Source organism: Paraburkholderia sp. UCT2 (assembly GCF_014397665.1).
GTDB lineage: Bacteria > Pseudomonadota > Gammaproteobacteria > Burkholderiales > Burkholderiaceae > Paraburkholderia > Paraburkholderia tuberum.
In genome coordinates, this window is the sequence record NZ_VZQO01000003.1 from 194,768 (window position 1) to 220,643 (window position 25,876).

Sequence of the window (25,876 nt, forward strand, 5' to 3'; positions counted from 1 at the left end):
AGTCAGGTTCAGTTCAGGCCACGGTCGGCTTCGCGCACGAGCTGGCGTTCTTTTTCGATGTCAATCGAGCGACAGGCCCACAGATAGACCAGTGCCGCGACGGGCAGGCCCACGAGCATCGCGATGTCGATGCCGCCCAGCGCATTCGCGACCGGTCCGGAATAGAGCTCTGTCTTGAAGAACGGGATCATCGCGGCAAAGCCCACCCAGTACGCGGTGAGGCCGCGCCAGTTCCAGCGTCCGTAAATGCCGCGCGGGTTGAAGATCTCACGCACCGAGTAATGCGAGTGGCGCACGACGAAGAAATCGACGAGGTTGATCGCGGTCCACGGCGTGAACAGATAGCCGAGAATGCCGAGGAAGTCGCCGAACTTGCCCATGAAGTTGTCCGACGCCGAGAACGCGAGCGAGGTCGCAACGAGTGCCACCACGACGAGGCTCACGATGCGCTTGGTCGCGTTCGACTTGAGCGGCTTGAACGAGTCCGCGATGCTCAGCAGCGTGAGCGAGGCACCGTAGAAGTTCAGGCCCGTGATGGCGAGCAATCCGAGCAGCGAGAGCAGCAGCGTAACCGTACCGAATCCCGGGAAGATCATGTCGCCCGCGCGCTGGACCGCGTCGGAGATCTCGATCTGCGAGTTGAGCGCCGCGGCCGCCGTGCCCACCAGCATCATCCAGACGCCGCCAATGAGCGCGCCAAGGAAGGTCCACCAGAAGGTGGCGCGCACGCCGGTATTGGGCGGCAGATACCGCGAGTAGTCGGAAACGTAGATCGACCACGAGAGCTGATATGCCGCTGCCGAAAAAAGCTGCACGAGGAACGGCGTGGTCTTGAAGCCCGCGAGGCTCAGCTGGCCTGCGGGGAACGGCACCTTCAGGCACATGCCGATGCTGAAGATCGTGAGCGCGGCGAGCAGCGCAAGCGCGAGCCAACGTTGTGCCTTATGGATCAGGTCATAGCCGAACACCGCGAGCGCGACCGCGATCACCGTGAACACGATGTAGCTCAGATGCGGCTCGGTGCCCAGCAGGTGATGCGCGGTCTGTCCCGCCATCAGCTGGTTGAACGAGTTGTAGCCGATATAGGTGACGAGCGCGACCACCCACACGAGCAGCGCGCCCATGTAGCCGAACTGCGGGCGCGACTGGATCATCTGCGGCAGCCCGAGCTGCGGCCCCTGGCTTGAATGGAACGCCATGAAGAAGGTGCCCAGCACGTTGCCGAGCACGATGGCGATCGCACTCCACAGCAGGTTGCCGCCCATGCTGATGCCAATCGCACCGGCCGCGACGGTCGCGAGATTGGCGTCGCCCGTGAACCACACGGGCCATAGATGCCAGGCCTTGCCTTTGCGTTCGGCAAGCGGCACGTAGTCGATCGAGCGTGATTCGATTCGCGATTTTGCGCGCGAAGGTTCGTTGGCCAAGGTTTCGGCAATTGCCTCGTGGGACATGTCTCCTCCAGTTGTGGGGTGGCGAAAGCGGCCGCGAATGGCACGGTCCCGCCTTCCGCGCCGGTACCGATACCTGGAGTTCCAGTTTCATGACACGACGCGGTTATCTTTCAGTTAACTACAAACCATCAGTTAACGATGGTACCCACCCTGAAGTGTTTCGTCGCACTATCGCATCCTCCTATTGACGTCTACGCGGAAATCGATTTGGTTCGTCGAACGTCAATTTCCATTGATTTTTAACAGAAAAGAATAGGCGTCTTGCATCGAACCCGCACGCCACCGGGCGATCAGTGCGGGATAACCCCGATCCTCCGCCGGACGGTTTTCTCCTATATTTCCGTTAACCAATAGTTTTATAGTAACTGACAGTTAATTCACTCCCAGTACGGCGGACCCCATGACCTTCCTCCCGATCGAATTCCACAAAAAACCCGACCTCCCCAAGTTGCCGGCCGACTTCTGCGCCAACCCCGAACTCGCCTGGACCATCCCGGCGAGCTACTACACCTCTGAATCGGTGTACAAGGCCGAAGAAAGAAGGATCTTCGAGAACACCTGGATCTGCGTCGCGCACCGCAGCGAACTGGCCGAAGCGAATGCCTACGTGACCCGTGAAGTGGTGGGCGAGAGCATCCTGCTCGTGCGCGGCAAAGACAAGGTGCTGCGCGCCTTCTATAACGTCTGTCCGCACCGTGGCCACCAGCTGCTCGAAGGCAGCGGCAAGGCGAAGAACGTTATCACCTGCCCGTACCACGCCTGGGCGTTCAAGCTCGACGGCGCGCTCGCGCACGCCAACAACTGCGATCACGTGGAGTCGTTCGACAAGGAAAACTCGACGCTCGTGCCGGTACGCGTAGAGGAGTACGCGGGCTTCGTGTTCATCAACCTGAACCCGGACGCCGAGGGCGTGGAATCGCAACTGCCGGGCCTCGAAGCCAGCCTTCGCAAGGCCTGCCCCGTGATCGACGACCTCAAGCTCGCCGCTCGCTTCGTGACCGAGACGCCGGCCAACTGGAAGTCGATCGTCGATAACTACCTCGAGTGCTACCACTGCGGCCCGGCGCACCCCGGCTTCTCGGATTCCGTGAAGATCGACCAGTACACGCACACGCTGCACGGCAACTGGACGCTGCAGTTCGGTCACGCGCGGTCGTCGGAGCGTTCGTTCAAGCTCGATCCGTCCGTGAAGGACCCGAGCTTCAGCGGTTACTGGGCGTGGCCCTGCACGATGTTCAACGTGCCGCCGGGCGGCGACTTCATGACGGTCATCTACGAATTTCCGATGAGCGCCGAAGTCACGCTGCAGCACTATGACATCTACTTCCTGAACGACGAGCCGACCGAAGAGCAGCAGAAGCTGATCGAGTGGTATCGCACCGTGTTCCGCCCGGAAGACCTGCGCCTCGTGGAGAGCGTGCAGAAGGGCCTGAAGTCGCGCGGCTATCGCGGCCAGGGACGCATCATGGTCGACAGTCAGCGCAGCGGCGTCAGCGAGCACGGCATTGCGCACTTCCACAACCTGCTTGCCCAGCAGTACCAGGAATAAGGGGCCACGCATGAATTCACTGCAACATCCCGGCCTGCTGCGTGAGCGGGCCTATATCGACGGCCAGTGGCGCAACGCCGACGACGGCGCCACGCTCGACGTCTACAACCCCTCCACGGGCGAGCTGATCGCGAACGTGCCGAACATGGGCGCCGCCGAAGCGCGCGCGGCCATCGCGGCCGCGCACCGCGCCTTCCCTGCGTGGCGCGCCACGACGGCGAAGGAGCGCGCGCGCCTTCTGCGCAACTGGTTCGAGCTCATCATGGCGAACCAGCAGGCGCTGGCTGAGATCATGACCCGCGAGCAAGGCAAGCCGCTCGCGGAGGCACGTGGCGAGATCGGCTACGCGGCCTCGTTCATCGAGTGGTTCGGCGAGCAGGCCAAGCGCATCGACGGCGATGTGATCCCGAGCCCGAACCCGGACCAGCGTCTGGTCGTGACGAAGGAGCCGGTGGGTGTGTGCGCCGCGATCACCCCGTGGAATTTTCCGGCCGCGATGATTACGCGCAAGGCCGGTCCCGCGCTGGCCGCCGGCTGCACGATCGTCATCAAGCCCGCCAACGAGACACCGCTCTCCGCGTTCGCGCTTGCGGCGCTGGCCGAGGAGGCCGGCATTCCCGCCGGCGTGATCAACATCGTCACGGGCAAGTCGCGCGAGATCGGCCTCGAGATGACTTCGAGCCCGCTCGTCAAGAAGCTCACGTTCACAGGCTCGACCGAAGTAGGCCGTCTGCTGATGCGTCAGTGCTCGGATACCGTCAAGAAAGTGTCGCTCGAACTCGGCGGCAACGCACCGTTCATCGTGTTCGACGACGCGGACCTCGACGCCGCGATCGAAGGCGCACTGCTTTCGAAGTATCGCAACGCGGGGCAAACCTGCGTCTGCGCGAACCGCTTCTATGTACACGATTCGGTGTACGACGAGTTCTGCCGGCGCTTTGCCGCGCGGGTGGCCGCCTTCAAGGTGGACGACGGTTTCGCCGAGGGCGTGAACATCGGACCGCTCATCACCGAAGCGGCGCGCGACAAGGTCGACAGCCTCGTGCGCGACGCCGTGGCGCAAGGCGCGCGCGCGGTCACGGGCGGTGCGCCGCACGAGCGCGGCGGCAACTTCTACGCACCCACCGTGCTCGCCGACGCGAAGCCCGGCATGGCGGTGCTCTCCGAGGAAATCTTCGGACCGGTCGCGCCCATCGTGCGTTTTTCGAGCGACGCCGAAGTCGTGCAGCTCGCGAACGATTCGATCTACGGGCTTGCCGCGTACTTCTACAGCCGCGACATCGGCCGCGTCTGGCGCGTGGCCGATCAGCTCGAATACGGCATCGTCGGCATCAACACGGGCCTGATCTCCAACGAAGTCGCACCGTTCGGCGGCGTCAAGCAGTCGGGCATCGGCCGCGAAGGCTCGAAGTACGGCATCGAGGATTACCTGTCGATCAAGTACCTCTGTATGGCGGGGGTTTCGCGTTAATCGACGCGCTCACCTTCGAGCGGATGCGGGCCGCGCCGCATCCGCTCTTTTCTCCGGATTCAGAAGTCAAGGAAGTCAACATGAACGCCCGCGAATCGATCGCTGTCGACGTCGTCGCCGTCGAGCAACTCACTCCACTCATCAAGCGCTTCACGCTCGCACTGCCCGACCGCGCGCCACTGCCCGCCTTCAACGGCGGCGCCCATGTGCTGGTCTCCATGCAGGACGGCGAAGCGTGGCGCCACAACGCGTACTCGCTGCTGAGTTCGCCGCACGACACGCGCCGGTATCAGATCGCCGTGCGCCGCGAAGAGGCCTCGCGCGGGGGGTCCGCCTTCATGCACGAAAAGGTCGAAGCGGGCACGCGCCTCGCCATCGGCTCGCCCGCCAACCTGTTCGAGCTGGCGAGCGACGCGAAGCGGCATGTATTCATCGCGGGCGGCATCGGCATCACCCCTTTTCTCGCGCAGCTCGCCGAGCATCGGCCTGAAGATCTCGAGCTCGAACTGCACTATGCATTCCGCAGTCCCGAGCACGGCGCATTCGTCGACGAACTGAAGGCTGGCCCGCACGCGGCCAACGTGCACTGCTATGTGGAAAGCGAGGGCCAGCGTCTCGACCTGCTCAAGCTCTTCAAGAGCCTGCCTACCGACGCGCATGTTTACGTGTGCGGCCCGCAGGGCTTGAACGACGCCGTCTACGCGAACGCCGCGCTGCTGGGCTGGCCGAAGTCACAGCTGCACTCGGAGCAGTTCGCCGCTACCGACACCGGCGGCAAGGCGTTCACCGTGCTACTCGCGAAGTCGGGCATCGAGCTCGAAGTGGGCGAGGACGAGACCATCCTCAAGGCCATCGAGCGCGCGGGCGTGACGGTGGAGTCGCTGTGCCGCGAAGGCGTGTGCGGCACCTGCGAAGCGGCGATCCTCGAAGGCGAGGCCGATCATCGCGACCAGTATCTCGATGACGACGAAAAAACCGCGCAGAAGACCATTCTGCTATGCGTGTCACGCTCGCGCACGCGACGCCTCGTGATCGACCTGTAGGCCGGCCTCCACGGCACGGATTCCCGCGAGAGCGCTGCAGCGCCTGACGGAACGGCCCTCGCGCCGATCCGTTAAACTAGCGAAAGATAGGCGCTCGCACGCATTGTCCCGGCCGCGCGCCCCATTCATCATCGGCGGCATAGGCCCCGGGCCCTTCTTTCGGGCCCGGGGCCTATGCCGCCCTTTTCGCCTGATCCGTTCGACCGCGCGATACGTCATAGAGGGAAATGGATGTCCGAGGATACGTTCGCGTTCCGTCTGAAAGTACTGCTCGAGCACAAGAAGCTGAGCTTGCAGCAAGTGGCCGACGCCGTCGGCATTTCACGACCCGCCGTGCACAAGTGGACCCGCGGCGGCGAGATCGATTATTCGAACCTGCGCCGCCTCGCGGCGTTCCTCGACGTGAACTGGGTCTGGCTGCGCTACGGCGACGAAGCCGTGAAGGACCTCGGCATCGCAGGCAATACGGAACTGCCCATGACCGACCTGCGCCGCCGCTACACCGCCGAGATCATGTCGAACGAAGCGCGCATGAAACAGGCGCAGGAGTCGGCCGGCATCGTGACGTGGGAATGGAATCTGGTTACCGACGAGCTCATCTATTCGAGCAATTGCGCGAAGCTTTATGGCCGCGAGATTCACACCAACGCCGAGTTCTGGGAGATCCTGCACCCCGAGGACGCGATCTGGCTGAACGAAGGGTCCCTGAAGGAACTCGTTGCGAGCACGGCGCCGCGCGTGTGGGACTTCCGCATCATTCTTCCCGACGGGCAGATCCGCTGGATCGAGTCACGCGTCGCCACGCTGCTGGACGATGCCGGACGTCCCGTGCGTGTGGTGGGCACCACCATCGACGTCAGCGCGCGCAAGCAAGCGGAGCGCGCGTTGGAAAGCCGCCTGCAGTTGCTCAACGACGCTGCGCGCATCGCGGGTTTCGGTGCATGGCGCTGGCTGCGCGCGCAGGACGAGTTGATCGTGTCGGACGAGTGGTGCCGCCTGTTCGGCGTCGATCCGGCCGGGGCGCCGCGTCATTTCGTCGAACTTTCGCAGCACATTCATTCCGACGACCGCGCGGCGCGCGAAGCGAGCGTGAATGACGCGCTCGCGCATCGCGCGGACTATCGCGTGCTGTATCGCGCGTTGTTGCCCGACGATACGTGGCGGCTGGTGGTGGAGCAAGGCTACGCGCGTGTCGCGCCGCACGGCGAGGATGTGTGGCTCACGGCACTGTGCCGCGCGGCGCAGCCCGCCGACATGACGGCGGCCGCGACCACGGGTGCGCAGCCGACCGCCGAAGAAGCCGCGGCCACGGGAAGCGCGCCGTTCGGCATCGGCGCGCGCTGACTCCGGGTGATCAACGTTCGCTGACTCCGGGTGACGAGCATTCGTCAAAGATAACGGGGTGTCCCGCAGGAACACCCCGCGCGCTTTCCGCTCAAAGCGCGGCGGCGACAGCCTTGCCGACGTCCGCCGTGTTCGCCGCGCCGCCCATGTCCGGGGTACGCGGCCCTTCCACCAGCACGTTCTCGATGGCCCGCATGATCGCCTCGTGCGCCGCTTTGTATTGCGCGTCGCCGTTGCCGAGGAAGTCGAGCATCATCGCACCCGACCAGATCATCGCGATCGGATTGGCAATCTTCTTCCCAAAGATGTCCGGAGCCGAACCGTGCACCGGCTCGAACAACGAAGGGAACTTGCGCTCGGGGTTCAGGTTGGCCGAAGCCGCGAGACCGATCGTGCCCGTGCACGCGGGGCCGAGATCCGAAAGAATGTCGCCAAAGAGGTTCGACGCCACGACCACGTCGAAGCGATCCGGCTGCAGTACGAAACGCGCACACAGGATGTCGATGTGCTGCTTGTCCCACTTCACGTCGGGATACGCTTCGGCCATCGCAACTACGCGCTCATCCCAGTACGGCATGCTGATCGAGATGCCGTTGGACTTGGTAGCCGCCGTAAGTTTCTTGCGTCCGCGCGCGTTCGCGAGCTCGAACGCGTACTGAAGGATGCGGTCCACGCCCTGGCGCGTGAACACCGACTCCTGGAGCACGAACTCGCGCTCCGTGCCTTCGAACATCTTGCCGCCCACGGCGCTGTACTCGCCTTCGGTGTTCTCGCGCACGACGAGAAAGTCGATATCCCCGGGCTTGCGATTCGCGAGCGGACACGGCACGCCGGGCAACAGACGTACCGGCCGAAGGTTCACGTACTGATCGAACTCGCGGCGGAACTTCAGCAGCGAACCCCACAGCGAAATGTGATCGGGCACCTTGTCGGGCCAGCCCACCGCTCCGAAATAGATCGCGTCGAACTCCTTGAGCGTGGCGCACCAGTCGTCCGGCATCATCTTGCCGTGCTCCAGGTAGTAGTCACAGCTCGCCCAGTCGAAATGCGTAAATTCCAGCTTCAGATCGAACTTCGCGGCTGCCGCCTCCATCACACGCACGCCCTCCGGCATCACTTCCTGGCCGATGCCGTCGCCGGGAATCGCGGCGATTCTGAATGTCTTGCTCATGTCTCGTTCTCCGTTGCACGGCGCGCCTCAAGGGGTGCGCGCTCGATGAGTGCAAGCATGCCTCAAAGGGCGCCGGAAATTAGCCGCTGTAGCGTTGAGACATTGAACACGATGCGTGAATAATCGTCCGCGAGGCCCGGGCCTGCATCGCTACGAGGTCTTTGCCCGACTGATTCGACCTGAACGAACCGTCGGATCGAACTTATCCGTCCGCGCAATGCGTGGACGGCCACATCGCCACTACGCGTCGCCCTCAAACGTCGGTATAAACCTGCATCGCAATCCGCTTGCTCTGCGGCTCACCCTCCGAGATCTGGATCAGCTCGCAAGCACGGCGCTCCGGCTGCGCCATGGCTGGCGTCCACACCCAGTAGTGATTGCCCGGCAAGCCATTGACCGCCACCACGCGGTGATTGCCCGCGGCATCGATCGCATGGATCGTCACGCGGCTGATCAAGCCGCCCTTGAGCGCGCGCATATCGTCGACCGCTTCGCTGACCGCGCGCTCGACGCTCATGCCCATTTTCATGTAGAGCACCACCGCGCGCGCCGTGCCGGCGCGGATCGTCATCTCGCCCGCGCCCGTGCATGCGCAGGCGCCGTAACGGCTATCGGCATAGGAGCCCGCGCCGATCACGGGACTGTCGCCGAGACGGCCCGGATATTTCCAGCCCCATCCCGATGTACTCGTGCCGCTCACGACATTGCGGGCGCTGTCGAGCGCAAGAAAAACAGTCGTGTCCTTGCCGATCTCCGGATCGACCGCGTCATGGCAGTACCGTTCGAGCGGCACATTCGGCCACGCGGCCCTGTCGGTCGCGCTGACTTCGCCGTCGAACCAGCGCGCGTACGCTTTGCGCGAATGTTCGGCGAGCAGCTCGCAGCGCTCCGCACCCGTTTCGGCCGCATAGCGCGCGGCGCCCTCGCCGATCAGCAGCTCGTGCGGCAGCCGTTCCATCACCGCGCGCGCGACGCTCACCGGATGCCTGAAGCCCTTCAGACCGCCCACCGCGCCGGTCCGCAGCGTCGAGCCATCCATCACCGACGCATCGAGCTCGACTTCGCCGAGCAGATTCGGCCAGCCGCCACGCCCGACCGTGCGCACCTCTTCGTCATCTTCGACGAGCCGGATGCCTGCCTCGACCGCGTCGAGCCCGGCACCGCCATTGCGCAGCAGTTCCGCGGTCAAGCCGATGCCGGATTTACCTTCGTTGTTGGTCAGAATGATCATGTGTTTGGGTCTTGCAGGCAGAAATGTGCGGAGCCTCAGGGTCAAAGTCCAGCGCGGAAGTCCTTGTTCCAGAAGTCGAGCATTTCCGTCTTGTGTTTCATCAGCATCGCGAAGTCGACCGGCACGATCCGCTCCAACTCCTTGCCCGAGAAGCCCACCGCCTGTTGCAACGACGGCGGCAGGTTCGCGTTCGTGATCGTCGGCGCGTAGCCCATCGATTCGGCGAACGCGCGCTGGGAACGCGGATCGAGCATCGCATTCAGATAGGGAAACGCGCAGGCGGACGATTTACTGCCCGCGGTGACCGCGGCCTCGAACGTGGCCGGTAATGCGCCCTCCTTCGGGAACACGTAATCGACCGCGAGGCCCGCTTTCTTCCACTGCAGCGTGCGCGCCTTCCACGTGACGGTCACGACGATCTCGCCGCTCTTGAGCGCCGACGCCAATGCATCGACCGACGGATACACTCGCGGCGATGCCTCGCGCAGCGCGCGCAAATACTTCTGCCCGAGTGCGAGATCGCTCGCTTGCCCACCCGATGCAAGCGCGCCCGCGAGCGTCAGATAGTCATACTGATCATCGACCAGGCCGATTTTGCCCTTGAATTGAGGGTCCAGCAGCGCGGCGAGACCGTCCGGGCGCGTGCGCACCGTGTCGGTATCGTAGACGAGCACGAGCGCGCTGAAGATGTGCGGGACCGCGTAGCTGCGACGAAATTGCGGAATCACGTTGGCAAGGTTCGGCAGCAGCGCGTCATCGAGTTTCGCGGTCGTGCCTTCGGAGTACATCTGAAACATGTCGTTATCGCGCAGCAGCGCGACATCCAACGTGCTGCGCCGCCCGTGTGCTTCGGCACGCATCGTGGTCTGCCGCGCGAGCGCACTGCCGACCGCATAGGTGATCGCATCACCGGTAGGCGTCACCAGCGAATCGATGTTCTGTTGCAGCAGGCGTTGATAGTCGCCTCCCCACGTGCCGACCACCACTTGACCGGAACACGCACCGGCCGCATTGGCTTTCATCGCGAACGGACCCAGCGCGGAGGCCGCGACGAGCGTCCCCGTGGATCGAAGAAAACGGCGGCGTGGCTGGTTGATGTGATTCATACACTCGCTCCAGGAGAAATGCGTTTTCGAAAAGAAGCCGCAAAGGACGACGCCGGGCCTCGGTGGCCCGATCTGTATTTCATTGGATAGGTGGGGAACGCCGCTGCCGCCGCGAAGCGGCAATCGGTCAGCTCGCTGCCGTCAAGCGCGTATTCACGGCCGCCAGCACTTCTTCGAGCGTCTCCTCCATCACCTTCGACAATTCGTCGAGATGCGGAGCCGGCGCGGCGCCATGCGGCGTGATCTTCAGCGTATAGAAAGGCATTGCGTGCTCGAAGCGGCGCAAGATCAGATTCGAGTCGAGAAAGTCGTACGCCGACACCGGATGCAACAAACCAATGCCGAGGCCTTCCTTGACCATCGTCGCGATGTTGACCGAATACGGCGCGGTCGCCACCACCTGCGATTGCAGCTGACCGGTCGCGAACACCTGAGCCATGCCCCAGCGCACGAGGTCGGGCAGATCGTACGACACGATCGGCTGATTCCGCAGATCCGCCACCTTGATGACCTTGCGCTTGCCCAGCGGATGACCGGCCGGCAACGCGCAGATCGCGTCGAGCTGCGCGAAGGCGGTCGAATCGGTGCCGGTCACGTCGACGGTATTCGTGACGAGACCGAGCGCGAGTTGACGCGACACCACCTGATCGCGAATCAGCGACGATGCCCCGGTCGTCAACGCAATCTGCACGGCCGGATGCCGGCGATGAAAGTTCGCCACGACGCGCGCGAAGTAGCCGAGCCCGAACGATACGACCGAACCCACGCGAATCACCGCGGTCGACGGATTGCGCAAGCTCAGCGCGAACTCGCGGATGTTGTCCAGGCCGGCATAGCGCCGCTCGACTTCCTCGAACAGCGCCAGGGCTTCGACGGTCGGTTCGAGCCGGCCGCGGCTGCGATCGAACAGCGTGAGACTGGTCGAGCGCTCCAGATCGGTAATCAGGCGGCTGATGCCCGACTGCGAAGTGCCGATGACCTGCGCGGCGCGGGTCGTCGTGCGCGTGAGCATCAGCGCCCTGAATGCGTCGATGTGCCGAAAGTCCATCCGTTCTCTCCGGATTGCATGGGCCGCCGGCGCTCCCCGCTGTCAACCTCGCTCGCAAGCGAGCGCTGCGCATGTCACGCCGGCAAATCAAAGGCATGGATTCTACCGCCCTTCATCACGACCGGAATGCGCTCGCCCTGCCCCAGCAGACAGTCGAGCGACGCAAGCGGATTGCCGTCGACGACGAGCATGTCGGCGTGCGCGCCTGCCGTGATCTGCCCGAGCTGCCCGACCTGGCCGAGCACCTGCGCGCCGACCACCGTTGCGCTGCGCAGGATCTCGAGCGGCGTCAGCACTTCGCTGCGCAAGCGGAATTCATCGCTTTGCAGACGCTGCGATTCGCCGAGCAGATCGCTACCGAAGCCCATCGGCACGCCCGCCGCGCGGAAGATTTCGAGCGAACGCAGGCCCGCCTGGCGCACGCTCCCGATCTTCGCGACGCTATCGGCGGGCAGGCCGAGCGCTTCGCCTTCGTTCGCGAGCGCGTCGTAGGTGACGAGCGTCGGCACCGCGAACGCGCCGTGCTCGGCCATCACCCGCGCAGCCGCTTCGTCGACCAGATTGCCGTGCTCGATCGTGCGAACGCCGCAGCGTACCGCGCGCGCGATCGCCTCGGCCGTGTACGCATGCGCGAGCACGTAGGTGCCGCGCGCCCGCGCCTCGTGGACGATCGCCCTGATCTCGTCTTCCGAATAGCCCCATGCGCCGACCGGATCGGTGGGCGAGGCGACGCCGCCCGAGGCCATGATCTTGATCTGGTCGGCACCCATCTGCAGCTCTTCACGCACCGCGCGACGCACGGCATCGACGCCGTCGGCGACACGCGATATCGCGCCGACCCGCGCGCAACACGCGCATGGGCTATCGGTGCCGATGTAGTCGCTGCGGCCGCGCATGTCGCCGTGTCCGCCAGTCTGGCTGATCGCGCGGCCCGACACGAACAGGCGCGGACCTTCGGCGAGCCCCTGTTCCAACGCCTGTTTGAGCGCGAAGCCCGCGCCACCCGCATCGCGCACTGTCGTGAAGCCACGCCGAAGCATGCCTTGCAACAACGGCAACGACTTCAGCGTGATCAGCACGTTCGGCAAGTTCACCTGTGCTGCGAGATTGAGCTGCGTCGCATGCACGTGCACGTGCAAATCGATCAGGCCAGGCATCAGCGTCTTGCCGCGCAGGTCGATTTCGCGTGCGGACGCGCTGCGGATCGGCCGGTCCGAGACCTCCTTGATGCGTCCGTTTTCCACCAGCACCGCGTGGTCCTCACGCAATTCGCCGGCAGCCGGATCGAGCAGCGCGCAGTGCGAGAACAGAATCGACTCCATCAGGTCTCCTCCCGGTACAAGATCCGGGTCATCTCCAACGTTGAAGGGTGTCGCGCGCTGCGCGACTCAATCGATGGTCGCGTGCGCGAGCGTGCGCGGGGTCTTCGTGAGCAGCTCCGGCGTCGGGCCGGTCACGACCGAATCGTCGAGCCGGAAACCGCCGAGGCCGTACACATAGATGCCGGGCTCCGCCGAGTAAACCTCGTTGTCCAGCAGCGCGCGGTGATTGAACGCCATGTCGTCCGGATACTCGTGACCGATGATGCCCATGCCATGCCCCGTGCGATGACGGATGTACTTTGCGCAGCCGGCCTGCTCGATCACCGCCTGCGCGGCCGCGTCGATACCCGAAACCGGCTGACCCGTGACGGCCGCCGCGACGGCCGCCTCGTTGGCCGCGCGCGCGACCTCATGAAAACGCGCCTGCTCGGCGCCCGGTTTGCCGCAGAACCAGGTGCGCTCGTTCTCGATCACGAGACCGTTCAAACGCGGAATCACGATATTGACGAGACCGTCGCCCGCCTTGATCTGCGCGCCGCACGACGCACCGTCGCCGTGCGGCGACGCCGATGCCGGTCCCGACAAGGTCCAGCAACGCATCACTTCGAGGTTCTCGCCAGGAAAGCGGCGCGCGCCTTCGGTCACCATCAGGGCGGCCATCTGATAGTCGAGTTCCTGAACGAGCCGTCCGGGGCGAATGTTCTCGCGATAGCGGTCCTGCACCCAATCGGCGAGGCTTGCGGCGGCCCGCATGATGGCAATCTCCTCCCGGTGCTTGACCCAGCGCAACGAGCGCAGCTCGGCGAGCATCGGCAGGAACTTCGCGTCTGGCAGCGCCGCCGCCGCGCGGCCGAGCGGACCGCCGGCGGCTTCGACGCCGATTCGCGATGCGCCAAGCCCGGCGGCACGCAAACGCGCGGCGATCAGCTCCGGGACTTCCGCGAGTAGCGGCTGCCGCTCGACCACGCGCGGATGCTCGGAGTAGAACGAGATATCGTCGAGCCACAGATGTCCGCGCTCGCGCGCCATCATCACGTGATGCGTCGACAGCTCGTTCATGATCGCGAACGGCTCGCCCGACAGCGGCACGCACACGGCGATCGGCCGCTCCCAGGTCTGCACGTCGACGTGGAAATTGGTCGCCCACTGGAAGAAGTCGGCGGACGTGAAGATGAGCGCATCGACTCGCTGACGTTCCATCAGTTTTTGCATCAGGTCGTGACGGTAAGCGCGAGTCTTGTCGGTGAGGATTGGCATCTGTCGTTCCTTCAGGAAGAAGAATTAAGGAGAGGCGCATCCCACCCACCAGCCCGCGGCGCGCCCTGCCAGTTCAGGTCATCATCGTCTTCGCGTAGCGCCGCTGGATGATCCAGTGCGACAACAGCGCCAGCGCAAACGTGACGACCATCGATACGATCGACAGCACGGCCCCGAACGGCCAGTTGTTCGCCTTGGCGATCTGGTCGTAGATTGCCGGCGTCATCATCGTGATGCCGGTGCCGCCGAGCAGAACCGGTGTCGCGTACGCGTTCATGCACAGAATGAACACGAGCATCGTGCCGGCCGCGACGCCGGGCGCCGCGATCGGCAGCACGACGCGCGCGAGCGTCTGAGCGAAGCTCGCGCCGAGATTGCGCGCGGCTTCCTCGATCGAGAAATCGAGGCCTTCGAGCACGCTCTGCAAGGTCAGGATCATGTACGGCAGAACCACGGCGGTGGTGCCGGCCACCACCGCGAACGGCGTATACAGCAGCCGCACCGGTTGATCGACGAGGCCGAGCGCCATCAGCATCGCATTGACGAAACCCGCGTTGCCGAGCATGACCATCCAACCCGCCGCGCGCACGACGTTGCCGACCAGCAGCGGAAACACCAGCAGCATCACCAGTTGGCTCTTGAAGCGGCTCTGCGTTTTAGCAAGCACATAGGCGACCGGAAAACCGAGTACGAGCGACAGCGCCGTGCACAGCGCGGCCACCTTGATCGTGGTCCACAGCACCGTGTGGTAGTACGGATCGGTCAGAAACTGGACGTAGTTCTCGAGCGTGAACGCCGCCTGCATCATCTGGACCGAGTCGAAATGATTGAAGCTGTAGCGCACCAGTTGCACGCCCGGCAGCACGATCACGAATAGCACGACCAACACGGCAGGCGTTGCGAGCAGGCCCCCGGCGAAGTCGCGGCGCCGCGGCGCGGCGTTCAGTGCGCTCGTCGTCATGGTTCAAAGTCCCGGCTTGAATTCCTTGTTCCAGAAGTCGAGCAGCGCCGGTTTTTCCGCGGTGAAACGCGCGTAGTCGACTTTCACGAGGCGATCGAGCTCGGCATTCGTGAAGCCGACGCTCTGTTGCAGCGTCGGCGGCAAGGCCGCGTCGGTGACGGTCGGCGCATAGCCCATCGTCTCGGCGAAGCCGACCTGCGCGCGCGGATCGAGCATCGCGTTCAGATAGTTGAAGCCGCACGCACGCGTCGGCGCGTTCTTCGGCACGGCGGCCTCGAACGTGACCGGCACGCCGCCCTCTTTCGGGAACGCGTAGTCGACCGGCACGCCGCCTTTCTTCCACTGCAGCGCGCGCGCTTTCCACATGCAGGTCATCCAGATTTCGCCGCTTTTCAGCGCCGCCGCGACCGTTTCGTTCGACGGATAGACCTTCGGCTGCTGCTTGCGCACCTCGCGCAGAAACTGGATGCCGGCCGCCGTGTCGCCATTGTGCTGGCCCGCCGCGAGCGAAGACTGCAGCACGTTGAAGTTGTACAGAATGTCGGAAAAACCCACCCGTCCCTTCAGTTTCGGATCGAGCGCGACCGCGAGCGAATCGGGCTTCGCCTGAAACTTCTCCGGGTTGTAGACGATCACCATCGCACTGAAGATGTGCGGAATCGAATACGGGCGGCGCAGCGCTTCGATCGTGCGCGCCGAGTTCGGCACCAGTTTCGTGTCGAGCGGTTCGAGCACCCCCGAACGATTGACGTCGAACATGTCGATGTCGGCGAGACAGGCGACGTCGAGCGAACCGTGACGCGACATCTTCTCCGCGCGCAGCTTCGTCATGCGGCCGATCTGATCCGCCGAGTCGTACGTGACGCGACCGCCAGCGGCCTCGATGATCGGCTTGCCGATGTTCTGTTCGAGCAGGTTCAGATAATCGCCGCCCCACGTGCCGACGACGACGTTGGGGCAAGCGTCGGCCGCCAATGCCGTACGCGGATCGAAACCGAGCGACGGAGCGACGAGCAGACCGGAAGCAGCTTTCAGAAACGTGCGGCGCGTGATGGGATAGCTCATTTTATGGTCCTTCAGGCGGAAAAAAGCAGGCAATCTTCGGTTCTGAAGCACGCGTGCAGCGTGTCGCCCGGCAACCATGCGCCGGCACCGGCGTGCGCGGTGTTCGGCACGAGCGCGACGAGGCTCTGGCCGCGCTCGCTCGTGAGGCGCAATTCGACGGTCGCGCCGAGATAGATCCGGTCGGCCAGCCGGACCGGGATCGACGCTTCGCTGTGCTCGGGCGCCGCGGCGAGACGCAGGCGCTCGGGTCGGATGCCGAGCGTGTTGGCATTGCGCGCGGCGGCGTTGACCGTGATCTTTTCGCCGTTCGCCGTGATGAACTGGCCGTTGTCGACGTGGCCCGCGAGGAAATTCATGCGGCCCAGGAAGCTGGCGACGAACGGATTGGCGGGCCGCTCGTACAACGCGTCCGCGCTGCCGATCTGCTGCACGCGTCCGTCGTGCATGACGGCCACGCGGTCCGCCATCGCAAGTGCTTCCTCCTGATCGTGCGTGACGAAGATGGTCGTGAGACCGAGACGCTGCTGGAGCGCGCGAATTTCTTCTCGAACCTCGACGCGCAGCTTCGCGTCGAGATTCGACAACGGCTCGTCGAGCAGAAATACGTCGGGCCGGATCGCGAGCGCGCGCGCAATCGCGACGCGCTGCTGCTGGCCGCCGGACAACTGCCGGGGATAGCGTTCGGCGAGCGAGCTCAGCTGCACCATGTCGAGCGCCTCGCGAATGCGCGTGTCGCGCTCCGCCTTCGGTACACGCCGCATTTCCAGACCGAACGCGACGTTCTGCGCGACGGTCATGTGCGGAAACAACGCATAGCGCTGAAATACCATGCCGGTATTGCGCTTGTCGGGTGCGAGCCGCGTGACCTCGGTGTTGCCGATCCAGATTTCGCCGTCGCTCGGCTCGACGAAGCCCGCGACCATGCGCAGCGTCGTCGTCTTGCCGCAGCCGCTCGGGCCGAGGAACGCGACCAGCTCGCCCTCGGCGATATCGAACGACACGTCGGCGACCGCGGTCGTCGCACCGTACTGCTTGCGCAGATTGCGCAGGGATACCTGAGCCATGATCAGATCACCTTGCCGAGCTTCACGAAACGATCGGTGATCAGCATCACGATGCCAAGCAGCACGATCTGCGCGGCCGATACCGCCGCAATGGTTGGGTCGAGATTGAATTCGAGGTACTGCATGATTGCGATCGGCAACGTCGTCTTGCCGGGGCCGACGAGCGGCAAGGTCATCTCGAGGTTCTCGAACGAGACGATGAAGCCGAACAGCGTGGACGCGACGATCGCCGGCCGCAGCATCGGCAACGTGACGCGCCACAGCGTGCGCCACGCACCGGCGCCGAGATTGCGCGCCGCCTCCTCGACGGTGGTGTCGAGCTGGCCCAGGCTCGCGGTGACGAGCCGGATCGTCCATGGGATCGTCAGGCAGATATGCGCGAGCAGCAGGCCGCCGAATGTGCCGACGATGTCGGTGTCGAGCGCATTCTCGGCGCGCAGATAGAACAGATAGGTCGCGATGCCGGCGACGATCCCAGGCACGACTAATGGCAGCAGCAGCGTGTTGCTGACGAGGCGACGCCCAGCAAACCGGTAGCGCGCAAGTGCGAGCGAGGCGGCGATACCGAGCACCACGCCGCCGATCGCGGCGCCCGCCGCGAGCTTCAGCGACAGCACGAAACCATTCGCGAACGCGTCGTTACGCCATGCGTTGACGTACCACGACAGCGTGTAGCCGGACGGCGGGAACGTGATGATCGCGTCCTTGAAGAAGCTCAGCCAGATCACGAAGATCAGCGGGCTCAGCATGAACAGATAGATGAGCGCGACGCCCGCCCTGACGAACCATTTCGCCGGGGACAGACGTGGGTGGGACAAAGCGCGCGCGGAAACGATGCTGCTACCGTCGATCGGAACCTGCGTCACCGCGCTTTCTCCTTGGTCGGGATTACACGTTGGGGTGTGTCCGGCGGGGTGGCGGCGTCAGGCCACCCCCGCTCCGCCTCGGCTGGTCGCAATGTAAATTTGCATAGCCTGACGAACTGCGATTCACAGTAGCATGAATAAAAAAAGGAGCAAAGCGGGTTCTGGCTAGACGCGCGCTGGGGTTTACGCGGGCGCTGGTCGCCCAGGGGAAAGGTGTTTGCGCCGGAATGGCAAACGTGTTGACCGTCGAGGTGGCTTGTATCAGCGCGCCACCGCTGCCCGTGCCCTGCCCGACTTCACGCGCCAGTTCGCGAGCGCGCCGAGCGCCATCAGCACGCTGGTGCCGAGAAACACCGCGCGCATGCCGACGTGTCCGCCGACGAAACCGCCCAGCAACGGGCCGGCCACCTGCCCCGCGTATTGCGACGACACCGAGTACCCAAGGATCGCGCCCGTCACGCTCGCCGGCACGTTATGGCGGATCACGCTCGCGATGCACGGCAACAGGCCGCCCAGTGCCATCCCCATCAGGAAACGCAGCACGATCAGCTGCCAGCTCGCGGTGACGAACGCCTGCGGAACGAGCAACACCGCCGATACGGCGAGGCAGCCGACGATCACATTCCAGTGCCCGGCGCGATCGGCGAACTTGCCGAGACGCGACGACGAGATCACGCTGCCGAGCGCCGCGCCCGACATCACGAAGCCCGCGATCATCGTCACGCTTTGAGGCTTCGTAAGCTGAGCGACGTAGACGGTGATGATCGGCTCGATCGACATGTTCGCGACCATCAGCAGCAGACCCGTGGCAAGCATCGCGATGGCCGGCCCCTTGTCGTCAACCGAGGCCCACGCGCCCTGCTTCGGCGCGCTGTCCGCGCGCTTGCGAACCGGCATTTCGCGAATCAGGAACGCCGTCGCGAGAAAGGCGACGAAGATCGCCGCGCCCGAGGCCCAAAAGGTCGCGCGGATGCCGATCAACGGCGGCAGGAAGCCGCCGATCAGCGGGCCGACCAGATTGCCCGCCATGATCCCCGACGACAGCACGCCGAGCGCCCAGCCCGAACGCGCCTTCGGCGTCTGCGTCGCGACGAGGATCATCGAGCCCGACGCATAGCCGCCGAGCAACCCGGCGAGCAGCCGCAACGCGACCAGCTGCCACGCCGAGTGCGCCATGCCGATCAGCGACATCGCGACCGCCATGCCGAGGCTCGAGCGGATCAGCATCAGCTTGCGGCCGTAGAGGTCCGCGAGCTTGCCCCACAGGGGCGCGACGAGCGCGGCGCTGAAGAAGGTCGCGCCGAACGCGGCGCCGGACCACTGCACGATCGCCGCATGATCCTTTACGCCGAGCTGCTCGACATAGAGCGGCAGGAACGGCAGCAGCAGCGTCATCGCGACGATGGTCGTGAACGAGCCGAACACGCACACGCACAGATTGCGCTGCCAATGCGCGGCGGCTTCATCGCCGGCCGGCGGGGCGGCCTTGGCTGTCGCCGTGGCCTGCGCCTGCGGCGGCACCGGTTCGGCCGATGGTACGTCGAGCTTGCGATTCATCTTCGAGGCTTTCCAGGGTGACGAGGGTCTGTTCGAGCTATCCAAAGCATCGTAACGGGCTGCGCCGCCGCCAGGCAGTCAACCGATCATCCTGGTATCGCTACTACCTCTTCGGAACGCGCGGGCCTGGCTGCGCGCCTCGTTTGCAACTAGTGGCCCGCGGGCGACGTGCTGTGCGACGTCTGCGGCGCAGCCGCCGCCGATGCCGCCGCATCCGACACCCCCACCGCGCCGCCCGGCAGATCGGCCGGCCGCGTCGAACTCACCGCATCCGGATAGAGCTGCATCAGCACGCGCAGCACGCCATTGGTCCAGCCAAAGCCGTCCTGCAGCGGATACTCGCCGCCCCCCGCCGACTTGCCGCTCGCGTCGACGTCGTACTTCTCGACCAGCTTGCCGGTGCGCTGGTAGTACGCGACGTCGGTGCGGATCCAGCGCGTCGCGATATCGCGCGCGAGCTCCGGCTCGCTATAGCGGCGCAGCCCGATCACCGCGAGGTACTGCAGCGGCGCCCAGCCGTTCGGCTCGTCCCACTGCTGGCCGGTGTTGGTCCGCGTCGTCGCGAGACCGCCCGGACGCAGCAGATCGCGCCGGATCGTCTGCGCCACTTCGCGCGCGTCGTTGCGTGTCGCGACGCCGGCGTAAAGCGGGTACACCGTCGCGGCGGTAAGCCGGTGCGTGAGCGTGCGGTGCACGAAGTCGTAGTCGCCGAAAGCGTGCAGTTGCGGATCCCACAGCACCCGGCGGATCGCATCGGCGCGCACCCGGGCACGTAGTTCGAGGTTTTCGGCGTGGCCTGCGTCGCCGGTCACACGGTAGGCTTTCGCGAGCGTGCGTTCGAGGTCCACCATCAGGCAGTTCAGGTCCACTGGCACCAGCGAGGTCACGTCGATGCTCGCGAGCGTCCTGCCGTCGGCGAACCAGCGCGAGCTGAAGTCCCAGCCGGTTTCGCCGCCCGCGCGCAGGTTGCGCCACAAATCCTGCGCATCGCGTTGCGGCATCCGCTGCGCCGTCATCACATCCTCGCGGTACGACTCGTCGCGCGGCGCCGCGCGCTCGTCCCAGTAGCGATTGAGCAGCGTACCGTCGGCGAGGCGCACGAGATGGCGCGCCGCGTTGCCCGGCGCGAGACGGTCGCTGCCGGCCATCCAGTACGCGTATTCACGGCGCAGCTCGGGCAGATAGCGGGCGTAGACCTGATCGCCCTCCTTCCGCGCGACGAGCTGCACCATCTGCGCGAAGAACGGCGGCTGCGAACGGCTCAGGTAATACGTGCGATTGCCGTTGGGGATGTGGCCATAGCGGTCGATCAACGTCGAGAAATTGTTCAGCTCGTCGTCGACGAGCGCGTGCTGGCCGCTCGCGTCGAGCCCCAGCAGGATGAAGTACGAATCCCAGTAGTAGATCTCGTCGAAGCGGTCGCCCGGCACGATGTACGGCGACGGCAGCGGCAACAGCGACGAGTACGGGCTCGCGCTCGCATCCGGTTCGCGGCGCAGCACGCTCCACAGCGTATCGATGTGCGCGGTGACGCTCTCGTCGGGATCGGACGCGTAGCGCTTCGGCGCGCGCGGGGGCAGCGTGAAGCGCTGTTCGACAAATTGTTTCAGGTCGAAGCGCGGCTGAGCACGCTGGCTGTCGTAGTCGGCGATGACCTGGGCCGGCGGCTCGCCTGGCGACATATCGGCAAACGTCTTGCTGTCCGGGTAAAGATGCGCGAGTTCGACGTCGCGATACAGCTCGCCGTACAGCTCGGACGGCGGCGTCGGCACGACCGGCGACGGCTGCGCGTGATCCGTGTTTTCGACGTGCCGGTCCGCGGCGCTGCTGGCGGCATTCGCGGCGGCGGCCGATGCGGGCAGCGTAACGGCCGGCGCGGCCGCCTGGGTCTGGGCGACCGTCGGCGCGGATTGCGCAATGACGCTGGTGCTTGCGGCGAACGCCAGCGCGGCGGCCACGGAGGCTACAACGCGGCGGTACGGCCGCTCGCGGGAACACCAAACGGGAAGATCGTAACGAAATGGCATCGGCGGACCCGTTGAGGGCGACGCGGTGAGGTCGACGTAGGCGGCCCGCCGCGCGCGCCGATGACATGCTGCACGCTGCCGCGGGGCTTCGAGACGGTCTCGCCAACAAGTGCGGGGCCCGCTTCGCAAAACGATGTCGCGCGCAAGCGTTTCTCACCAAACTGCGCTGAAGGCATGAGCCTTCATCAGACCGTGCATCCTGCCGTGCGCGCTGCCATTCAGAATCCAGCGCGGCCCGGTCCGGCGCCGGCTTGCGGCCCGCTCATTTTAAGCGGAAACCCAGCTTAGCCTCCGGTCCGGAATCCTAGAGACGCCGCCTTCGCGCGCAGATCCGCGAAGCGGTCCGCCGTCGGGTTGATCGCCAGCTTTTGCGACTGATCGATCGCCGCTACGGAGCTTGACGGCAAAGGCGCCGCCGCCCCCAGACACGTCCCGCCGAACGGCCCTTGGGCGACCGTGAACGCGGGAGCGTCGGTGCGCGGCGGGTCGTCGAGAGCGAGCGCGTAGGCGAGATTGAACGTCGCCGGATCGCTGCCGCGCACGCCAAGCGGCTGTAAGCCGAAGCGCCATTGCAGCAGCGCGTGAATCGAGCTGGGGTCGAACGGATAGCGCGTGATCGAGTTCGCGCGCACGCGCGGGCCAAGCAGCGCGAGCGGCACGCGAAAGCCGAGCTTGCCGTCGTTGCCGAGTGTGAGCTCGCTGTTGCTGATCGGCCTGGTGGGCGGCACCACGTGCTCGAGAAAGCCGCCCCATTCGTCGTAGACGACGATCATCAGCGTGCGGCTCCACGTCGGGCTCGTGCGCAGCGCCTCGTAGACCTGCGCGAGAAACGCCTCGCCGTCGCGGATGTCGGCATGCGGATGATCGTCGGTGGAAACGCCTTCCGGCTCGCCCGTGAAAGACGGATCGACCATGCAGAATGGCGGCAGCGTCCCGGCCGCGGCATTCACGAGGAAATCCGCAAACGGGCGCGAAATGCCCAGATAACGCGTGCCATAAAGCGCCGTGAACGGCACGTCGTGGAAGTAGTAGTGACAGTCGATATTGCCGTCGCTCAGCTTGTCCCAGATCGTGGCGAGTGACGAAGTGTCGGTGCTGTCGTCGAGCCGATCCGTTGCGCCGCTATGCAGATAGAGGCGATTGGGAAAGGTGCTGGTCAGGATGCCGCTGAAGTAGAAGTCGCCGATCGTATAACTGCTCGCCACGGCGTTGAAAAATTGAAGATCGGCCGACGTGTAGTAGCCGATAGGCAGCAGGTCGCCCGGGATCAGGCTCGTGCCCGGCGTGAGCAGCCAGCCATTCATCGCACCCGATGCCAGTTGCGTGCGAGCCCCCGAGAAGCTGTGATTGGGGTCCTGGTAGGCGCACGCCTGATAGCCGTACGCGGCATTCGCCGCGAGGGAAAACGGCGTTTGCGTCGCGCCGAACGCGTCTTTGAAGTGCTGGTTCGCGGGCATGCCCTCGGCCCCCGGCACCCAGCCGAGGAAATGGTCGAAGGAACGATTTTCCATCGTGACCAGCACGATGAAGTCGATGCCCGAACTGGCCGGCGCGGGCAACGCCGGGCGCGGCAGGCTGTAGCGGTCGGCGGCGTTGGGCGATGGGATGTCGGTAATCGAGGGCGTGGGGTCGCTGGCACTCCCTCCGCCCGGTTGGCCGTCTCCGCCCAATCCACCGCCGCCTCCGCAACCCGATAGCGCAACGCTGCCGGCCACCGCGGCCACACCCGCAAGAAAGCGGCGGCGGTCGTGTCCGTGATTCTGGTGAGTCTCGTCGCCCATGACACGTCTCCTCGTTGGATGCGGCGCGGGCGTCCGTCCATGCCAGCCTGCCGCGAAGCAAAACGCGCGCGCCGATTCGAGCGGCGGGTTGGTCGTGGCCAGCAAGTTTCGAACCCGAGGTATCCGAGGGCCGTTGCGAAGCGGCGCTCAACGCTAGCGTGGGACAAGGGCGATTCGCCTCCGCCTCGCGTGCTGACTACGCAGGCGCGGCGGTTACGGGGCCGAGGAGTATCGAAGCAGCCCGGCCGCTGCTCCACGCTTGCTGAACGGCGCGCTCTAGATCTCCACGCGCGCGCCGACTTCGATCACGCGATTGGCCGGTAGTTTGAAGAACGCCGCGATATTGCCCACGTTGTGCAGCATCACCGCGAAAAGCCGCTCGCGCCATAGCGCCATGCCATGGCCGCGTTTGGGCACCACGGCCGCGCGGCTCAGGAACCACGATGTGTCGTCCAGGTTGAAGGCCAGTTCCGGCGATTTGTAGGCGGCCAGCGTGCGCGGCAAGTCCACTTCGTCCTTGAATCCGTACTTCACCGTTGCGTGCCAGCAACCCGTGCACAGCGGCCTGATCTGCACGCGCTCGCTGTCGGCCACCCACGGCACGTTCTTCGTTATTACGCTCAGGAAAACCGTGCGCTCATGCAGCACACGGTTGTGCCGCAGGTTGTTGACGAGCGCGTGCGGCACCGCTTCGGCGTCCGGCGTCAGGAAGATCGCCGTGCCGCCCACGCGCGTCGGCGAACTTTCGAGCAGCGCAGCGAGGTACGGCTTGAGCGGCGTCTTTCCCGCCCGCACGCGCGCCTCGGCCAGCATCATTTCCCAGCCGCGTCCCCACGTCGCCATGACCGTGAACACGATCGCGCCGATCACGAGCGGGAACCAGCCTCCATCGACGATCTTGAGCAGATTAGCCGAGAAGAACAACGCGTCGATCACGAAGAAGAACGCGGTGGACAGCAGGCACAGCAGCCAGTTGTAGCGCCACGCGTAATGCACGACGAAGAACGTCAGGAACGTGGTGATGAGCATCGTGCCGGTCACGGCGATGCCATACGCGGACCCGAGCGCCGTGGACGAGCGGAAGCCCAACACCGCCGCAACCACGGCGATCAACAGGATCCAGTTGATGCCGGGCACGTAGATTTGCCCGATCTCGCGCTCCGACGTATGCACGACGTTCATGCGCGGCAGGAAGGAAAGCTGCATGGCCTGCATCGTCATCGAATAGGTGCCCGAAATAACGGCCTGCGAGGCGATCACGGTGGCGATCGTCGCCAGCACGATCATCGGCACGATGGCCCACTGCGGGAACAGGCGGTAGAACGGGTTTTGCACCGCGCCGGGGTTCGCCAGCAGCAGCGCGCCCTGGCCCAGATAGTTGAGCGCGAGCGCGGGAAAAACGACGCCGAACCAGGTAAGGCGGATGGGTCGCTTGCCGAAATGGCCCATGTCGGCGTAGAGCGCCTCGGCGCCCGTCAGCGAGAGTACCACCGCGCCGAGCGCGACGAACGCGAGCCAGCGGTGATGCATGACGAAGCCGAGCCCTTCCAGCGGATTGAGCGCATACAGCACGACCGGCGCGGCCATGATGTTCGCAACGCCCGCCACGCCGATCACGACGAACCAGAGCACCATCACGGGCCCGAACACGGCGCCGATGCCGCCGGTGCCGTGCTTTTGCGTGACGAACAGGATGATGAGCGCGGCGAGCGTCACTGGAATCACATAGGTCTTGAGCCCGGGCTCGACGACTTCGAGCCCTTCCACGGCGCTCAGCACGGAAATGGCCGGCGTGATCACGCTATCGCCGAAGAACAGCGCCGCGCCCATCACGCCCACCACGAGGAGGCCGCGACGCAAACGCGGCCGCGACGCGATCGACGACGCCGCGAGCGCGAGCAGCGCCATGATGCCGCCTTCGCCATGATTGTTCGCCCGCAGGATCAGTACGACGTACTTGAGTGAAACGACGATCATCAGCGACCAGAAGATCAGCGAGACGATGCCGACGATATTGAAAGCATTGAGCGTGAGACCGTTGCTGGGATCGAACACGGTGGCGAGCGTATAGAGCGGGCTCGTGCCGATGTCGCCATAGACCACGCCGAGCGCGGCCAGCGCGAGCGCTGGCAGAGCCGGCGAGGCTTCGCCGTGGCCTTCCTTCGCCGGCGCGGCGGATGCGGAATGTGCCATGTCTCCCTCCTCATACGAATCGCGCGTGAGCCGTGAGGGCCGCGCCGCGGGTTCGCTTCGATTCTTTCGTTTCGTTGATGTGAATTCGTTTGGGTCGTACGGGCTGGATCGTGCCGGGTGTGCGCTAGAGAAAGTATAGAAATTTCCGGCGAAAATGCGCTTCGCGCGGGGATGCCGGCTGCCGTCCATTGTCAGCTTAACGCCAGGCGGAACGGCGAAAGCGAAGCTACCAGGCAGTGACGTCGCGCGTTTCCTGACGCGGATCAACGAGAGAATAAAGGCCGCCAGCCGCCAGGGGTTTCCCCTCCTTCGCCATACCGGAAAATATCCTAATATCAATGAGTTAAAACTAACTAACTCATCAAT

General features: G+C 64.9%; 19 protein-coding genes. 4 read left to right on the forward strand and 15 right to left on the reverse strand.

The window, feature by feature from the left end:
* Positions 1 to 8: 8 nt before the first annotated feature.
* Positions 9 to 1,454 carry a purine-cytosine permease family protein gene (locus F6X39_RS04115; RefSeq protein ID WP_187615662.1) on the reverse strand — a complete coding sequence of 482 codons (1,446 nt, stop codon included), beginning with the start codon at positions 1,452 to 1,454 and terminating at the stop codon, positions 9 to 11.
* Positions 1,455 to 1,854: 400 nt separating this feature from the next.
* Between F6X39_RS04115 and F6X39_RS04120 the strand changes: the two genes are divergently transcribed.
* The 4 genes from F6X39_RS04120 (at position 1,855) to F6X39_RS04135 (ending at position 6,861) form a co-directional block, all read left to right on the forward strand.
* Positions 1,855 to 3,003: an aromatic ring-hydroxylating oxygenase subunit alpha gene (locus F6X39_RS04120; RefSeq protein WP_187615663.1), complete on the forward strand. Its 1,149-nt coding sequence runs from the start codon at positions 1,855 to 1,857 to the stop codon at positions 3,001 to 3,003.
* A 10-nt stretch (positions 3,004 to 3,013) separates the two neighbouring features.
* Entirely contained in the window at positions 3,014 to 4,474 is a 1,461-nt protein-coding gene (locus F6X39_RS04125; protein WP_187615664.1) for an NAD-dependent succinate-semialdehyde dehydrogenase, read from the forward strand.
* 80 nt (positions 4,475 to 4,554) lie between these two features.
* Positions 4,555 to 5,517 (forward strand): PDR/VanB family oxidoreductase, encoded by a 963-nt coding sequence (locus tag F6X39_RS04130; RefSeq protein ID WP_187615665.1) that lies wholly within the window; start codon positions 4,555 to 4,557, stop codon positions 5,515 to 5,517.
* 231 nt (positions 5,518 to 5,748) lie between these two features.
* Positions 5,749 to 6,861: a PAS domain-containing protein gene (locus F6X39_RS04135; RefSeq protein WP_187615666.1), complete on the forward strand. Its 1,113-nt coding sequence runs from the start codon at positions 5,749 to 5,751 to the stop codon at positions 6,859 to 6,861.
* Between the two features lie 91 nt (positions 6,862 to 6,952).
* Here F6X39_RS04135 and F6X39_RS04140 read toward each other — a convergent pair whose 3' ends face one another.
* From F6X39_RS04140 to F6X39_RS04205, 14 genes are all read right to left on the reverse strand, one after another.
* On the reverse strand, positions 6,953 to 8,032 hold the full coding sequence (locus tag F6X39_RS04140) for a tartrate dehydrogenase (protein WP_187615667.1): 1,080 nt from the start codon (positions 8,030 to 8,032) through the stop codon (positions 6,953 to 6,955).
* Positions 8,033 to 8,285: 253 nt separating this feature from the next.
* A complete protein-coding gene (locus F6X39_RS04145) occupies positions 8,286 to 9,263 on the reverse strand; it encodes a N(4)-(beta-N-acetylglucosaminyl)-L-asparaginase (protein ID WP_187615668.1) in 978 nt (325 codons plus the stop codon).
* 41 nt (positions 9,264 to 9,304) lie between these two features.
* A complete protein-coding gene (locus F6X39_RS04150) occupies positions 9,305 to 10,369 on the reverse strand; it encodes a PotD/PotF family extracellular solute-binding protein (protein ID WP_187615669.1) in 1,065 nt (354 codons plus the stop codon).
* Between the two features lie 127 nt (positions 10,370 to 10,496).
* Complete coding sequence (locus tag F6X39_RS04155) at positions 10,497 to 11,417, reverse strand: LysR substrate-binding domain-containing protein (RefSeq protein WP_187615670.1); 921 nt, start codon at positions 11,415 to 11,417, stop codon at positions 10,497 to 10,499.
* A gap of 74 nt (positions 11,418 to 11,491) precedes the next feature.
* Positions 11,492 to 12,739, reverse strand: a complete 1,248-nt coding sequence (locus tag F6X39_RS04160; protein WP_187615671.1) for a metal-dependent hydrolase family protein — start codon at positions 12,737 to 12,739, stop codon at positions 11,492 to 11,494.
* A 66-nt stretch (positions 12,740 to 12,805) separates the two neighbouring features.
* Positions 12,806 to 13,996 carry a M24 family metallopeptidase gene (locus F6X39_RS04165; protein ID WP_187615672.1) on the reverse strand — a complete coding sequence of 397 codons (1,191 nt, stop codon included), beginning with the start codon at positions 13,994 to 13,996 and terminating at the stop codon, positions 12,806 to 12,808.
* A gap of 73 nt (positions 13,997 to 14,069) precedes the next feature.
* Positions 14,070 to 14,957 carry an ABC transporter permease gene (locus F6X39_RS04170; protein ID WP_187615673.1) on the reverse strand — a complete coding sequence of 296 codons (888 nt, stop codon included), beginning with the start codon at positions 14,955 to 14,957 and terminating at the stop codon, positions 14,070 to 14,072.
* Between the two features lie 3 nt (positions 14,958 to 14,960).
* The gene (locus F6X39_RS04175) at positions 14,961 to 16,022 is read right to left on the reverse strand and encodes an extracellular solute-binding protein (RefSeq protein WP_090810835.1); all 1,062 of its coding nucleotides are present in this window, start codon (positions 16,020 to 16,022) and stop codon (positions 14,961 to 14,963) included.
* Positions 16,023 to 16,033: 11 nt separating this feature from the next.
* Complete coding sequence (locus F6X39_RS04180) at positions 16,034 to 17,086, reverse strand: ABC transporter ATP-binding protein (RefSeq protein ID WP_187615674.1); 1,053 nt, start codon at positions 17,084 to 17,086, stop codon at positions 16,034 to 16,036.
* Positions 17,087 to 17,088: 2 nt separating this feature from the next.
* Positions 17,089 to 17,952 (reverse strand): ABC transporter permease, encoded by an 864-nt coding sequence (locus tag F6X39_RS04185; protein ID WP_187615675.1) that lies wholly within the window; start codon positions 17,950 to 17,952, stop codon positions 17,089 to 17,091.
* A gap of 261 nt (positions 17,953 to 18,213) precedes the next feature.
* On the reverse strand, positions 18,214 to 19,509 hold the full coding sequence (locus F6X39_RS04190; protein WP_187615676.1) for an MFS transporter: 1,296 nt from the start codon (positions 19,507 to 19,509) through the stop codon (positions 18,214 to 18,216).
* Positions 19,510 to 19,658: 149 nt separating this feature from the next.
* A complete protein-coding gene (gene treA / locus F6X39_RS04195) occupies positions 19,659 to 21,467 on the reverse strand; it encodes an alpha,alpha-trehalase TreA (protein WP_187615677.1) in 1,809 nt (602 codons plus the stop codon).
* 353 nt (positions 21,468 to 21,820) lie between these two features.
* On the reverse strand, positions 21,821 to 23,317 hold the full coding sequence (locus F6X39_RS04200) for an alkaline phosphatase family protein (RefSeq protein WP_187615678.1): 1,497 nt from the start codon (positions 23,315 to 23,317) through the stop codon (positions 21,821 to 21,823).
* A 276-nt stretch (positions 23,318 to 23,593) separates the two neighbouring features.
* Positions 23,594 to 25,510, reverse strand: coding sequence for a potassium transporter Kup (locus F6X39_RS04205; protein ID WP_187615679.1), 1,917 nt, complete (start codon positions 25,508 to 25,510; stop codon positions 23,594 to 23,596).
* Positions 25,511 to 25,876 lie beyond the last annotated feature (366 nt).